The organism is Actinomadura macra NBRC 14102 (assembly GCF_001552215.1).
Taxonomy (GTDB): Bacteria; Actinomycetota; Actinomycetes; order Streptosporangiales; family Streptosporangiaceae; genus Spirillospora; species Spirillospora macra.
The window spans coordinates 489,970-502,771 of record NZ_BCQT01000004.1 but is presented as its reverse complement, the minus strand read 5'-3'; the positions used below and the strand labels follow the sequence as shown (position 1 = coordinate 502,771).

General features: G+C 69.4%; 14 protein-coding genes and 1 pseudogene. 5 read left to right on the top strand and 10 right to left on the bottom strand.

All coding sequences use genetic code 11. The features are described 5' to 3' along the window. Positions 1–41 precede the first annotated feature (41 nt). From AMA02S_RS07130 to AMA02S_RS07120, 3 genes are read left to right on the top strand one after another with little or no spacing between them, the layout of a single operon-like run. Complete coding sequence (locus AMA02S_RS07130) at positions 42–1,139, top strand: winged helix DNA-binding domain-containing protein (protein WP_067453413.1); 1,098 nt, start codon at positions 42–44, stop codon at positions 1,137–1,139. A 52-nt stretch (positions 1,140–1,191) separates the two neighbouring features. Continuing rightward, positions 1,192–1,770: a TetR/AcrR family transcriptional regulator gene (locus tag AMA02S_RS07125; RefSeq protein ID WP_218004867.1), complete on the top strand. Its 579-nt coding sequence runs from the start codon at positions 1,192–1,194 to the stop codon at positions 1,768–1,770. Positions 1,771–1,819: 49 nt separating this feature from the next. Beyond that, entirely contained in the window at positions 1,820–2,374 is a 555-nt protein-coding gene (locus tag AMA02S_RS07120; protein ID WP_067453411.1) for a hypothetical protein, read from the top strand. Positions 2,375–2,546: 172 nt separating this feature from the next. Here the strand turns inward: AMA02S_RS07120 and hisS are convergent, their stop codons facing one another. From hisS to AMA02S_RS07075, 9 genes are all read right to left on the bottom strand, one after another. Then, positions 2,547–3,863: a histidine--tRNA ligase gene (gene hisS, locus AMA02S_RS07115; protein WP_067453408.1), complete on the bottom strand. Its 1,317-nt coding sequence runs from the start codon at positions 3,861–3,863 to the stop codon at positions 2,547–2,549. 397 nt (positions 3,864–4,260) lie between these two features. Then, positions 4,261–4,683: a hypothetical protein gene (locus AMA02S_RS07110; protein ID WP_067453405.1), complete on the bottom strand. Its 423-nt coding sequence runs from the start codon at positions 4,681–4,683 to the stop codon at positions 4,261–4,263. 2 nt (positions 4,684–4,685) lie between these two features. Then, on the bottom strand, positions 4,686–5,489 hold the full coding sequence (locus tag AMA02S_RS07105; protein WP_067453402.1) for a phosphotransferase family protein: 804 nt from the start codon (positions 5,487–5,489) through the stop codon (positions 4,686–4,688). A 17-nt stretch (positions 5,490–5,506) separates the two neighbouring features. After that, complete coding sequence (locus AMA02S_RS07100; RefSeq protein ID WP_067453399.1) at positions 5,507–6,052, bottom strand: glycine-rich domain-containing protein; 546 nt, start codon at positions 6,050–6,052, stop codon at positions 5,507–5,509. A gap of 249 nt (positions 6,053–6,301) precedes the next feature. Beyond that, positions 6,302–6,658 carry a hypothetical protein gene (locus AMA02S_RS07095; RefSeq protein WP_157430434.1) on the bottom strand — a complete coding sequence of 119 codons (357 nt, stop codon included), beginning with the start codon at positions 6,656–6,658 and terminating at the stop codon, positions 6,302–6,304. Positions 6,659–6,711: 53 nt separating this feature from the next. After that, on the bottom strand, positions 6,712–7,035 hold the full coding sequence (locus AMA02S_RS07090) for a hypothetical protein (protein ID WP_067453393.1): 324 nt from the start codon (positions 7,033–7,035) through the stop codon (positions 6,712–6,714). Beyond that, a complete protein-coding gene (locus AMA02S_RS07085) occupies positions 7,032–7,451 on the bottom strand; it encodes a hypothetical protein (RefSeq protein ID WP_157430433.1) in 420 nt (139 codons plus the stop codon). The genes AMA02S_RS07090 and AMA02S_RS07085 overlap by 4 nt, the downstream gene beginning before the upstream one ends. After that, on the bottom strand, positions 7,420–7,830 hold the full coding sequence (locus tag AMA02S_RS07080) for a hypothetical protein (protein WP_157430432.1): 411 nt from the start codon (positions 7,828–7,830) through the stop codon (positions 7,420–7,422). The genes AMA02S_RS07085 and AMA02S_RS07080 overlap by 32 nt, the downstream gene beginning before the upstream one ends. Positions 7,831–7,838: 8 nt before the next feature. Then, complete coding sequence (locus AMA02S_RS07075; protein ID WP_084264767.1) at positions 7,839–8,126, bottom strand: hypothetical protein; 288 nt, start codon at positions 8,124–8,126, stop codon at positions 7,839–7,841. A gap of 359 nt (positions 8,127–8,485) precedes the next feature. Between AMA02S_RS07075 and AMA02S_RS44905 the strand changes: the two are divergent. Beyond that, positions 8,486–8,683: pseudogene (locus tag AMA02S_RS44905) on the top strand (GntR family transcriptional regulator); the annotation flags it as partial. 18 nt (positions 8,684–8,701) lie between these two features. Continuing rightward, complete coding sequence (locus tag AMA02S_RS07070; protein ID WP_245667383.1) at positions 8,702–9,250, top strand: UTRA domain-containing protein; 549 nt, start codon at positions 8,702–8,704, stop codon at positions 9,248–9,250. A gap of 173 nt (positions 9,251–9,423) precedes the next feature. Here AMA02S_RS07070 and lysX read toward each other — a convergent pair whose 3' ends face one another. Continuing rightward, a complete protein-coding gene (lysX, locus tag AMA02S_RS07065) occupies positions 9,424–12,711 on the bottom strand; it encodes a bifunctional lysylphosphatidylglycerol synthetase/lysine--tRNA ligase LysX (protein WP_174550936.1) in 3,288 nt (1,095 codons plus the stop codon). Positions 12,712–12,802 lie beyond the last annotated feature (91 nt).

Genomic DNA, 12,802 nt, shown 5'->3' with positions numbered 1-12,802 from the left:
TCCTGGAACGGAACGATTCGTTCCTATTCTTGGGAGGGCCGATGCCGCGCACGCTCGACCGCCGTACGCTCAACCGCGCCACCCTGGAGCGCCAGCTCCTGCTGAGCCGCTCCGGCCTGTCCGCCCTCCAGGCGGTCGAACGCCTCGTCGCCCTCCAGGCGCAGGACCCGAATCTGCCCTACCTCGGCCTCTGGGCACGCCTCACCGGCTTCCAGCAGCGGGATTTCACCGACCTGCTCCACGACCGCTCCGTCGTCCGCTCGTCGATTCTCCGGGGAACCCAGCACGTGGCCACGGCGGACGACTTCCGCTACATCCGCCCGCTCGTCCGGCCGAGCCTGCTGGCCGGGCGCCAGGCCGCGTTCGGCCGCGTCACCAAGGACTGGGACCTGGACGAACTCGCCGCCGCGGCCCGCCGGCTCCTCGACGGCCGCACGCTCACCCGGCCCCAGCTCGCCAGGGCGCTCGCCGAGATCTGGCCCGGCCGCGACCTCCAGGCGCTCGGCTGGTCGTCGCAAGCGCTGGTGGCGGTCGTCCACCCGCCGCCCAGCGGGACGTGGAACACCCGGGGTCCCACCCCGTTCGCCCTGGCGGAGGACTGGATCGGCAAGCCGCTGGAGCAGGACCCGAGCCCCGACCGGCTGATCCACCGATACCTGGCCGCGTTCGGCCCCGCGTCCGTGAAGGACTTCCAGGCGTGGTCGGGGCTGCGCCGGATGGACGCCGATTTCGCCCGGCTTCGCCCCACCCTCGACGTCTTCCGGGACGAGAACGGCGTCGAGCTGTTCGACCTGCCGGGGATGCCGTTGCCCTCCGGCGACGTGCCCGCGCCCGTCCGTTTCCTGCCCGACCTGGATAACCTTCTCCTCGCCTATGCCGACCGCACCCGCCTGATGACGCAGGAGCAGCGCAAGGTCGTCTGCGTCGGTGCGTGGGTCAAGGCCACCCTTCTCGTGGACGGTCGCGTCCACGGCGTCTGGAAGCTCCAGCATGACCGGAAAGAGGGCCGCGCCGAACTGACGATCGAGCTCTTCGAGCCTCTGCCGGACGGGTCGGAGGTCGAAGAGGAGGCCGCCCGCCTGCTGGTCTTCGCCGCCCCAGGCGCCGACCACGTTGTCCGCATGACCGCTCTCGCATGACTGCGGACGGTCAGCAAGCGGTGTTTCGGCCTGCACACTCTAGGATCGTGGCATGACCGATGCTCCGCGCGCCCTGCGGGTCGACGCCCGGCGGAACCGTGCGCGCATCCTCGACGTGGCGAGGACGGTCATCGAGGAGCAGGGCACCCAGGCGTCGCTGCGCGACATCTCCCGCCGTGCCGGGGTGGGGATGGGAACGCTCTACCGGCACTTCGCGACCCGCGAGGAGCTACTGGAGGCGCTGCTCGGTAGCCGCTTCGACCGGCTCGCGGCGCGCGCCGCCGCGCTGGAGGCGTCCCACGTCCCGGCACACGAGGCGTTGGCGGAGTGGCTCCGCGAGTTCGCCGCGGGCGCCGCCACCTACCGTGGCCTCGCCGCGTCCATGATCGCCACACTGGAGGACGGGAGCTCCTCCCTGCACGCCTCGTGCGCCGGAATGCGGGACGCCGGAGGGCGGCTGCTGAAGCGCGCCCAGGAGACCGGGCACATCCGTCCCGATGTCGACGGCACCGACCTGTTCGCGCTGTTCAGCGCGCTCGCATCGATCGCCGACGTGGCCCCGTCCATCGGCACGCGGCACGACCACCTGTTCGCCGTCGTGCTGGAGGGACTCGTCAGCCGGACTGGGTGATTTTTCACTCTTGCCCCGCATCGTCAGGTCAACTCGATACAAAGGGCGGGTGACCGGGTGGGGCGAGGACGAACTGGCGCGCCTGCGGGCCGCCGCACAGCGGGCCGACGGCGCGGGTGGGCTGGCGGTGCTGGCCGATCGGCCGCTCGGCCCGGTGCTCCAGTACGCGGGCGACGTGCTGGCCGCCGCCCTCGCCGAGGGACACGAGGCGGCGCGCGGCCCGGCCGCGAGGTGCCTCGCGGAACTGGACGCGCGGGACGCGCCGGGCGACGCGGAGCTGGCCGCCGACCTGGCGGCGGCGCTCGGTACGCCGCGCCCCGCGGTCGTCGAACTCCTTCCCGTGGCCGCCGACCTCGGCGCGGTCGCCGCCGCGCTGGCGGACGGCGAGCCGCACGTCCTCGACCTCGTGCGCGGCGACGTCCTGCACGCCGGGGACCTGGCGGACGAGCCGACGGCGGACCCGGCGGACGAGACCTACGACCCGACCCGCTGGCTGCTCGTCCCGCCCGGCGGCGACCTCCCGGACGGGGAGGACGCACGCCGCGGCCTGGCCCGCCGATGGCTCGCCGAGCAGGGCTACCGCCCCGCCCCCCGCACACTCTGAGCACTCGCGCTTCTCCTGACGACGCCGGCCCGCGCTGGTCGACTCAGCCGTCCAGGTACAGCAGCGCCGTGATCGTCTTCTTGCATATGTCACAGTGCATCGGGGCCTCCTCGCTGGCGAGGTCGGCTTCCACAGTGGTGATGCGGTCGATGACGCCCGTGGCGTGCTCGTCCTAGATCCTGAACTTGCGATCTAGGGCCGTCACGAGGTCGCCGACCGAAACCCGTTCTTGGTCGCCGGTCTCCAGGTCCCGGATCGTGACCGCCTCCTCGGCGTGCTCGCTTTCGCCTTGGAGCAGCGCGTAACGGGCGCGGCGGTCGGCCGCCCACTTGAGCTGCTTGCCCAGCTTGCGAGTGGAGCCGAGAAAGATCTCAGCCGTGCGGCCCGCGCTGCGTAGCGCCTGCGCGAACCCCATGGCGTCGGTGACGTAGTTCTCGCTCATGATCGTGACCGCAACGTCGATACGGTCCGTCGTTTCGTCGGGTGCGCCCAGCGCGCCGATGATGCGCTCGACCCCGATGGGGAAGCCGCACGCGGGCACGTCCGGGCCGCCCATGGCCTTGATCAGGTGGTCATACCGGCCGCCTGAGGCGATCGATCCCGGCAGACCAGGCGCGATCACCTCCCAGATCGCTCCGGTGTAGTAGTCCAAGCCCCGGACCAGGTTCGGCGCGAACCGGATGCGGTCCTCGTCCACGTGCGGTCCGGCCAGTTCCAGCAGCCGGTCAACCTCGGCGAGTCCTTCGGCGCCCTCCGGGTTGTCCTTGAGTTCGGCCCGCATCCGGTCCACCGCGTCCTGGGCGGTGACGTCGTTCACCAGGTTCTCGGCGGTCGCCGGGTCCAGACCCCGCGCCTCCACCAGTTCGGCGCTCACCTGTGCCGGCGGAAGCTTGTCCAGCTTGTCCAGCGTGATCAGCACGCCCGCCGCGCGATCGGTCGGGACGCCGTACACCTGCATCAGCCCGGTCAACACCTTGCGGCTGTTGATCAAGATCGTGAAGTCCCGCACGCCCATCGCATCCAGCGCGTTAGCGCCCGCGCACACGACTTCGGCCTCCACCAGCGGCGAGGCCGACCCCACGACGTCGATATCGCACTGGGTGAACTCGCGGAAGCGACCCTTGCCGGGCCGGTCGGCCCGCCACACCGGGCCGATCACGTACCGCTTGTAGGGGGTGGGGAGCTGACTGCCATAGGCCGCGACCACCCGCGCGAGCGGAACCGTCTGGTCATAGCGAAGCGCCATATCCGCCTCGCCGGACCCCTCATGCACACCCCGCTTGAGGATCTTGAAGATGAGCTTGTCGCCCTCGTCGCCGTACTTGCCCGTCAGGGTCTCCAGCCGCTCGAACGCCGGGGTCTGCAACGGCTCGAACCCGTACCGCTCGAACACCGTCCGTGCCGCGTGAAAGACCCGCTCGCGCTGACGCAGATCGGCTGCGAGAAAGTCCCGCGTCCCCGACGGCGGCTCGAACTGATGCGAAGCCATGGAGAAACCCTTCTGGAGAGCCCGTTGAAAGGCTTCCAACGTAACGGAGCGACCCTCCCCGCACGGGGAGTCCAGGCCGGGACCGAGCGGAGCTCGCCGCCGACCTGGCGGCGGCGCTCGGCACGCCGCGCCCCGCGATCGTCGAGCTCCTTCCCGTGTCCGCCGACCTTGGCGCGGTCGCCGCCGCGCTGGCCCACGGCGAGCTGCACGTCCTCGACCTGGTACGCGGCGATGTCCTGCACGCGGCGGACCTGGCGGACGAGCCGACGGCGGACCCTGCGGACGAGACTGGGCGGTCCGTGCTGGTGCTCCTACTGGCACGCCGAGATCTATCCGGCAGCCTGAGTAACCCGGCCCCGGCGCGCTTGAGGTCCGGGGCCGGGTACGTCCGGGTGGGCTACTTGCGCTCCAAGGCGGTCAAGGGGCGGAGCACCTGTGCTGCCGCCTTGATCAGCGGACGCGGAAAGGTGATCGACACCCAGCGTTCTGGTTCGGTGTCCTTCTTGACCGGCCGCAGAACCCAGTCGTCCGGCCGCCCGAGCGAATCCCAGATCTCCAGGAGTGTGGGTCCGTCCTCCAGCCGGACCACGAGCCAGGCCCGGCCCATCAGGCGGGCCGAGGCTTGGGCACGCTCGGCTTCGGCGACCCGCGTCCCGCCCTCCCGGACGGCTTCACCGGCGTCCTGGCACGCCACCTTCGTCTCCAACCCAAGGCGCCAGAGCTCTTGGACGAGCGGAACCATCTCCAGGTCGATGTTCACCTCGTGCCCGTCCAGCGTCACCAGGACTCGCGTGGGGTGGAACTGCGTCCACTCGGTCATGGTCACCCCACCAGCCGATACCCAGCCCAGCGTCCCGTCAGTTGCGCGTGCAGCCTGACCCACGAGTCGGCCCGGGTCTGGCTGGCCGTGCGCCACTGCTCAGCGAACGCTGCGGTGAACAGGTCGATGTCGCTGGCGGGGGCCGCGCCCCACGAGGGGAACTGACGAACCCATGCGTCGGCTTCCTGCGGCGAATGCCCGGCCTTCAGCAGCCAGGGAATCAGCAACGCCAGCTCCAGCCAGGCGGTCCCGCGCGACACGAACGCCCAGTCCACCACGTAGGCGCGGCCGTCGGGGGTGATGATGAAGTTGTCCTCGTTCAGGTCGGTGTGCAGCAGGGCGCTGCCCGCAAGCGGGGTCACGTCGTCGGCGAACCTCTGCCAGCGCCGTTCGACCAGTAGCCGCACCGCGTCCGGGCACGGGGTGTTCTGGATGGTGTTGATGGTCTTGGCTAGTACCTCAAGGTCGGGTGACCCTGGGGCGAAGTCGGCGGGGCGCCCTTGCGCGTGGTCGAACCCGAGTGCGAGCCACCCCCCGGTCTCGGCCTGCCACTGGAGCCGGGGGGCGAACTCGGACACGGCGGGGTTGACGGAGGCTTCGCGGCGCAGCGACATGACCTCGGGACCGTCCCTGTCCTCCAGCTTGCGGGCCGCCTTGATGAAGACCGGCCCGCCGCTGGTGAACAGGGTGGCGGCGATGTCGGCGTGGTTTCCCTGCGCAGCCGGGACGATGCGCTCGATCGGGCCGGTCTTGGCCTCGATCTCGCTTCGCAGAGCCTCGGGCAGGTCGGTCCAGTCGGTACGCACGCGCGCCCCTCTTCAGTTCAGATACGGATGGTCAGCGGAGTGTCCTGGGGTAGGAACCCGCCCCAGTCCACCAGAGTGCGCCAGTCCCGGGCGCCCTGGTCGTTGCATTCGGGTGGGCAGCAGCTCGTCCCGGCCTCTCCGTCCCAGAACTCCGGATCGACGAAGTAGCCGGTCTGGTGGAGTTGCGGGATGGTGCGGGCCAGGGCGGCGCCGGAGCGAATGTCATCGTCCATGACCGGCCTGTGGTGGATGAACGACTGCGCGAACAGGTAGCTCATGGGAACGTACACTTCCGTCCGCTGGAGGCTCAGGTGCCACGCCTCATCCGCCGGCGGCGTGGGCACGATGCGGATGTAGTTGCGGGGGTCATGCCGCTCGGCGCGGCGGATGTCGCCCACCGCCTTGAGGAAGACCAGGTTCTGGGCGACGACGCGCTGACAGTAGTCATGGCTGGCGTGCGTGGCCTTGCGGAAGTCCTCCACGAGGAGGGTGAACGCCGGGGCCGGGATCAGCTCGCGCGGGTCCTTGCCGAGCTGGTTGACGATGTCTAACGTGACGGTCATGTGACTGCTCCTGAGTCACTCGGTCACGACGCCTCTCGCCGCGCTCGGTCGCCCCGATGGGCCTGTACTGGGGTGGGCCGGGGCGCTCACCCTTCCAGTGTCGGTCCGAGCCGGGCCGGGCGGGAGTGCCCCGGGAGTCCTTGTCCCGTCCGGGAGCTAGTAGGGGCTCTGGCCCCGCCCCCACAGGCGCGGCGCCAGAACCCCACGCCCGCCGGACATACTCGTCATGTGGGCTGCTCCGTTGAGAGGTCAGCCGGTCTCGGTCCCCTCACCCGCCTCACCCTCTTGACCCGGGACGTCGCTGGGTGACTCGCTGAGTCTTCTGCGGCGGTCGATGTGCGTGGCGACCACCTGTTCGATGTCCGTGCGCACCGTGGCCGCGATGGTGCCGATGGACCGTTCGGGCACCCCGTGCACGCGCATGGCGTTGTCGAACGCCCTCGTCACCACCTCGACCGCGATCGTCAGGGCCTCGTCAGCGGGACGCATCACCTCATCGCCCAGCGCTGGGCAAGCCGCCTCCTCCGCGTAGGCGGCGATCAGCGCGGCCCGCGTCTTCCTGATGCCCTGGTTCTCCAACTCGTCGTAGAAGGCTATTGCCGCCACGGCACTCATGCTGAGGGTGCTCGCTTGGTAGCCCATCGGGCCAGGTCCGTGGCTCACTTCGCCTGTCCGTCCCTCTGGCGGACGTGCTGGCGCACGATGTAGAGCGTGAGGGGTTCCTTCCCCGGACGCAGCGCGGAAAGAACCACAAGTTCGGGTCTGAGGTACCGCAGGGGCGCGCCCGGCTTCTCCTGTCGAGAGGACAGGAAGCCGGCCTTCGCCCATCGGCCGAGCGCACGGGCATTCGCGCCGGACAGCAGCACGGCGAAGTGAGCAGTCATCCAGGAGCCCGAGTCGATGTGGTTGACCTTCGCCACGAGCCCGAGCTTCACCACGGGGTAACCCTCCGCCTGCCCCCGGCCCGTGCCCTCCGTCGTCATCGGGGTGTCCCAACCGTGCGCGGCGCCGCCTTCACCTGCACCACCGCGTCGTTCGGTTTGTCGGCTTCACACATCCAGACGCCGCCACCCCAGGTGAACCACCAGCGGTCAGCGTCGTCGGGTCGGCGGCGGCACTCGATGTGCACACCGCGCGAGTTCGCCTCCTTCGCCACCCGCACCCGCAGCGGCTCGACCCTCTCGGCAATGATCTTCTGCCCGCGCAGGAGGCTGGCCAACGTGTGCGTGAACTCCGCACCCTGCGAGGCGTCCGGCCCCTGAAGGTCCTTGACGAGCACCTCCATTTCCGGTTCGCCCGCTTTGTTTGCTCCAATCCAACAGCCATCGTCGGTAAGGTCGTTGACGATTGCCACCCTGCCGCGTTGCTTACGAGGAAAGCCGGAGTTCGCCGGAGTCATGCCGCTTTTCCCTTTCCATGTCGTTTCTGATTTGATGTGCGGCTGCGCTCAAGTCGTTCGCTGGCCGGATGAGCTCGCTCGTGAGGATGTTGTAGAGCCACCACGCGCCGTCCTGGCTGTAGTGGCATCCAATCGTTACGGTCTGCCTTGGCGCGTCCAGGCGAGTCACCGTGAGGACCAGCAACCCCCCGATGACGGAGAACCTCGTCAGCAGACCAGTCATGGGAGCGAACGCCTCGGCCAAGCGCACGAGGAACGTAAGCCGCTCGCCCTGGGGGATAGCGGTCACGGGGCCACGCCCCTGTTCCACCTCGCGAGGAGGTGACGGAAGGCGGCGCTCCTCGACACTGGCGCGCGACGGCCTTTCGTGCATGCCCATGGGCCCGCTCACATCCTCGGGCAGGTCACTCTGTGGATCGCCTTCGCCGCTTCCAACGGGTCACCCTCGCCCGCCACGTCCTCGTCCCACGACCAGACGCCGCGGACGGAGTCGTCCCCGGTGACGCGTCGGACGCGGATGGTCTCGGCCAACCGCGCTCCCCCGTGACCCACGACGCGGAGAAACGGGGCTCCGCTGCCGTACGGCTGCATGATCGAGGTGTTGAACTGGCCGAGCGCATCGAGCGCTTCCACCACGGCCTCAAGCCATGTGACTTCCACGTCGTACGGTCGCACCGTCTCAGGTTGCGGAGGGTCGAGTTGACCGTCCGGCGGGACCTTCAGGCGGGTGCTGGGGGAAGGGGGGAGATGGTCGGGCGGGCCAGTCTGAAGATCATCACGTCTACGGAATTGGTCGAAGGACATCAGGGACTCCGATTGGGGAGATTCTGGTGAGGATCACCGGGATGTGCTTCACTGCTTAAACGTTTACTGTGTTGCTCAGAGTGCTGGCCCCGAACAGACTGGTCAACGAGCCTTGTAAGAACGGCATGAGCTTCAATCAGTTCGGCCACTGAGTGAATGTTTGACGCAACTGATCGGGGAGGTTGCCGGAGAGGCGGAGGAATCACACGAGAGGTGGAGGAATCAGACGCATGGCGGGTCTGAGCGCCAACGACATCGCGGCAGTCCTGCGAGACCGGATCCTCCGAGAGAACTCGCCGTACCCAAGAGGATCGGATTTCCCTAGTCAGCGCACGCTCGCGGCCGAGTTCGGAGTGAGTGACAGTACGATCAACCGCGCGCTCCAGGGATTACGCAGACAAGGTCTGCTCAGCCTGGGGCAAGGACGAAAGACGAAGGTGACCTACATGCCACAGATCACCAGGGACGCACGCGACCGGTACAACGAGGCGAAGCGCATCGAGGATCGCGGCGGGTTCGCCGCTGAGGTGCGCCGTCAAGGGATGACGCCGCGCTCAGAGACCAGCGTGCGCCGAGAGGTACCGCCCCCCAGGATCGCCGAGTTCCTGGGCATCGACGCGGACGCCCAGGTTCTGGTCCGTGATCGCGATATGTACGCCGACGACACGCTTGTGCAGAAGGCGCCGTCCTACATCCCGGGCGACATCGCCTTCGGCACGCAACTGGAGGACCTCACCCAGCCAACCGGCGGGATGCTCACCACGATGAGGGATCTCGGCCACGAGGAGATCCACGCCGACGAGTACCTGACGCTGTCGCGACCCTCCACAGGGGAAGAGCAAGAGTACTTCGACATCCAGGACGACCAGCCGGTCTTCGAGCTCTACCACGTCGCCTACGACACGAGCGGACGCGTAGTCGAGGTGTCCTGGCATCGCGGCCCGGTCCACTTGTGGGGAGAGTTCATCTTCCGCGTCCAGATCAAGCAGCCGTAGACCGCTCCCTTAGGAGACACCGCGGATGCTTGGTCACGGCGGCCCCAGCGGGATGCCTCGCTGGGGCCGGTCGTTCTGGCGGCGACCTCCCGGACGGGGAGGACGCCCGCCGCGGCCTGGCCCGCCGATGGCTGGCCGAGCAGGGCTACCACCGCGCCCCCCGCACGCTCTGATCAAGAACCGGGCCGGACCAGGGGGAACGGGATCGTTTCGCGGATGCTGCGGCCGGTGAGGGTGATGAGCAGCCGGTCGATGCCCATGCCCATGCCGCCCGCCGGGGGCATGGCGTACTCCAGCGCGCGCAGGAAGTCCTGGTCCAGTTCCATGGCCTCGGGGTCGCCGCCGGCCGCCTGGAGCGACTGCTCGGTGAGCCGCCGCCGTTGCAGGATCGGGTCGATCAGCTCGGAGTAGGCGGTGCCGAGTTCCAGCCCGAACACGATGAGGTCCCACTTCTCGGCGAGCCGGGGGTCGGCGCGGTGCGGCCGGGTGAGCGGGGAGGTCTCGGCCGGGTAGTCCCGGACGAACGTCGGCGCCATCAACCGCTCCTCGACCAGTGCCTCGAACAGCTCCTGGACGAGCCTTCCCTGTCCCCACGCGGGGTCGGTGTTCAGCCCGGACCGCTCGGCCATCCCGCGCACCGTCGTGGCGGGGGTGTCGGGCGTGACCTCCTCGCCGAGTGCCTTGGACACCGACTCGTAGACGGTGATCTCGTCCCACGGCTGTGCCAGGTCGTACTCGATGCCGTCCCGGACGAGGACTGTGGTGCCGAGGGCCGCCTCCGCCGCGTCCACGACCAGGGACCGGGTGAGGGCGGCCATCGTGTCGTAGTCGCCGTACGGCTCGTACGCCTCCAGCATCGTGAACTCGGGGTTGTGCTTGGGCGACACGCCCTCGTTGCGGAAGTTGCGGTTCAGCTCGAACACGCGGCCGACGCCGCCGACCAGCAGCCGCTTGAGGTACAGCTCGGGGGCGATCCGCAGGTAGAGCTGCATGTTGTAGGCGTTGATGCGGGTGGTGAACGGGCGGGCGGCGGCGCCGCCGTGGATCGGCTGGAGCATCGGCGTCTCGACTTCGAGGTAGCCGCGGGTGCGCAGCGCGTCCCGGACGGCGGCCACCGCGTCCCCGCGCATCCGCAGCATCCGGCGCGCATCGTCGTTGACGATGAAGTCGACATAGCGTTGCCGGACGCGGGCCTCGGGGTCTGACAGCCCGGACCGCTTGTTGGGCAGGGGGCGCAGGCACTTGGCGGTGAGCTGCCAGGCGTCGGCCAGAACCGACAGTTCGCCGCGCCGGGACGTGACGACCTCGCCCGACACGCCGACCTGGTCGCCGAGGTCGATCAGCGACTTCCAGTGCCCGAGGGACTCGGTGCCGAGCGCGTCGGAGGTCAGCATGACCTGGAGGTCGGCGGTCTCGTCCCGCAGAGTGACGAAGATCAGCCGGCCGTGCTCGCGGGCCAGCACCACGCGTCCGGCGATGGCGACCTGTTCGCCGGTGTGGGTGTCGGGCGGCAGGCAGGGGAAGCGTTCGCGGATACCGGACGCGAAGTCGGCGCGCTCGAACGACAGCGGGTAGGGCTCCATGCCGCAGGCGCGGATCTGTTCCAGCTTGGCGTGCCGGACCCGCTCCTGCTCCGACAGCCGGCGCTGCGGCGCGCGGGCGGCGTCGGCGGCCTCCTCGATCTCCTTGATCCGCTCGACCAGGTCCATGGACGGCACCATCGAGGCCGCGCGGTCGAACGTGGGGCGATTGAAGCTCGGCAGGAATCCCTCGGCGCGTGCGTAGGCGAGACCGAGCCGGACGAGGTGGCGTCCCTGGGTGTAGCAGATGAACCGGGGGCGCCAGTGCGGCAGGTACTTGGCGTTGGCCAGGTACAGCGATTCGAGCTGCCAGAACTTCGACGCGAACGACAGGAACCGGTAGTAGGCCCGCGCGACCGGTCCGGCGCCGATCTGCGAGCCGCGCTCGAACGCCGAGCGCAGCATCGCGAAGTTCAGCGAGAGTTGTTGCGCGCCGACCGCGGCGGCCTTCTCGGCGAGCTTGGCGACCATGTACTCGTTCAGGCCGTTCTCGGCGCGCCGGTCGCGGCGCATCAGGTCGAGCGACAGGCCCGTCCGGCCCCACGGGACGAAGCTCAGCAGGCCGCGTAGCTCGCCCTGCGCGTCGAACGCCTCGACCATCACGCAGCGGCCGTCGGTGGGGTCGCCGAGCCGGCCGAGCGCCATCGAGAAGCCGCGCTCGGTCTCCTCGCCGCGCCAGGCGTCCGCGCTGCGGATCAGCTTGGCCATCTCCCAGCCCGGGATCTGCGAGTGCCGCCGGATGCGGACGGTGTAGCCGGCCCGCTCGACACGCCGGACGGCCTGCCGGACCTGGCGCATCTCGCGGCCGTCCAGGTTGAAGTCGGTGAGGTCGACGATCGCCTCGTCGCCGAGTTCCAGCGCGTCGAACCCGTGCCGCCGGTAGATGTGCGCGCCGCGTTCGCCGACGCTGACCGCGCCGGGGATCCACGCGTGCGCGCGGCACTCGCCGAGCCACGCCTCGATCGCCTGATCCCAGGATTCGGGGTCGCCGAGCGGATCGCCGCTGGCCAGCGAGACCGAACCCTCCACCCGGTAAGCGATGGCCGCCTTACCGTTCGGTGCGAGGATGATGTCCTTGTCACGGCGCAGCGCGAAGTAGCCGAGCGAATCCTGCTCGCCGTACTCGGCGAGCAGCGCGCGCGCCGCGAGCTCCTCTGGCGGGCTGAGGACGGGGTCTCGGCGGCCCGGCTTGAACAGCGCCCAGAAGGTCCCGACGAGGAGTCCGGTGCCGAGCACCCACAGGATAACGTCCACGTAGAACGGGACGGACACGTCGATCGGCTTGCCCGTGACGCGCGGCCCGAGCACCGTCTGCATGATCGCGTAGACGGGGTGCGTCCAGAAGTCGCCGCTGCTCTGGCGGTCGGTGACGGTGACCAGGAACGTCCCGATCCCGCAGGTCACGACCAGCAGGCAGGTGAAGACGATGGCGGCGAGCCGCCGGTTCGCGCGGTCGGGCAGCGTGGTGAACTGGCCGCGCGCCGAGACGAGCAGCCCGAGCACGGCGAGGTACACGCAGGCGGTGACGATCAGGCCCACGGGGGTGGGCTTCTCGGGGTCGAACAGGGTGGTGAGGACGGCCGTGACACCGAGTGCGGCGGGCAGGCAGAAGATCAGGACGAGGATGCGCCAGGCGGCCTTCTTGCGCCGCCGCACCCCCATCGACAGCAGGATCCACACGAGCCCGACGGGCACACTGGGGAACCATCCGAGGTAGCCGATCCAGCGCAGCGCCCAGATGTCGGCTATCTCAAGGATGAGACCATAGGAGACCCAGGCCAACAGCGACAGGATCCCGGAGAGACGGGTGTACCAGAAGAAGATCGTGGGAGCCGCCTGGATCAGGCGGCGCCACTCGCCCAGCAGGCCCTTCTCCGGCATCGTTCCCCCGTCGGCACGTTGTGCAACTCTCTTATTTGTACCGGGTGTCACGTCGATCACGCTTCCGTCCGCACTCGCTCACCCGGTGGCG

Coding starts and splice junctions, on each gene's coding strand:
- AMA02S_RS07110 (WP_067453405.1), bottom strand. CDS start 4,683: ATGACCGAGTGGACGCAGTTCCACCCCACGCGAGTCCTGGTGACGCTG.
- AMA02S_RS07130 (WP_067453413.1), top strand. CDS start 42: ATGCCGCGCACGCTCGACCGCCGTACGCTCAACCGCGCCACCCTGGAG.
- AMA02S_RS07080 (WP_157430432.1), bottom strand. CDS start 7,830: ATGGGCATGCACGAAAGGCCGTCGCGCGCCAGTGTCGAGGAGCGCCGC.
- AMA02S_RS07070 (WP_245667383.1), top strand. CDS start 8,702: ATGCCACAGATCACCAGGGACGCACGCGACCGGTACAACGAGGCGAAG.
- AMA02S_RS07125 (WP_218004867.1), top strand. CDS start 1,192: ATGACCGATGCTCCGCGCGCCCTGCGGGTCGACGCCCGGCGGAACCGT.
- hisS (WP_067453408.1), bottom strand. CDS start 3,863: ATGGCTTCGCATCAGTTCGAGCCGCCGTCGGGGACGCGGGACTTTCTC.
- AMA02S_RS07090 (WP_067453393.1), bottom strand. CDS start 7,035: ATGACGACGGAGGGCACGGGCCGGGGGCAGGCGGAGGGTTACCCCGTG.
- AMA02S_RS07100 (WP_067453399.1), bottom strand. CDS start 6,052: ATGACCGTCACGTTAGACATCGTCAACCAGCTCGGCAAGGACCCGCGC.
- AMA02S_RS07085 (WP_157430433.1), bottom strand. CDS start 7,451: ATGACTCCGGCGAACTCCGGCTTTCCTCGTAAGCAACGCGGCAGGGTG.
- lysX (WP_174550936.1), bottom strand. CDS start 12,711: ATGCCGGAGAAGGGCCTGCTGGGCGAGTGGCGCCGCCTGATCCAGGCG.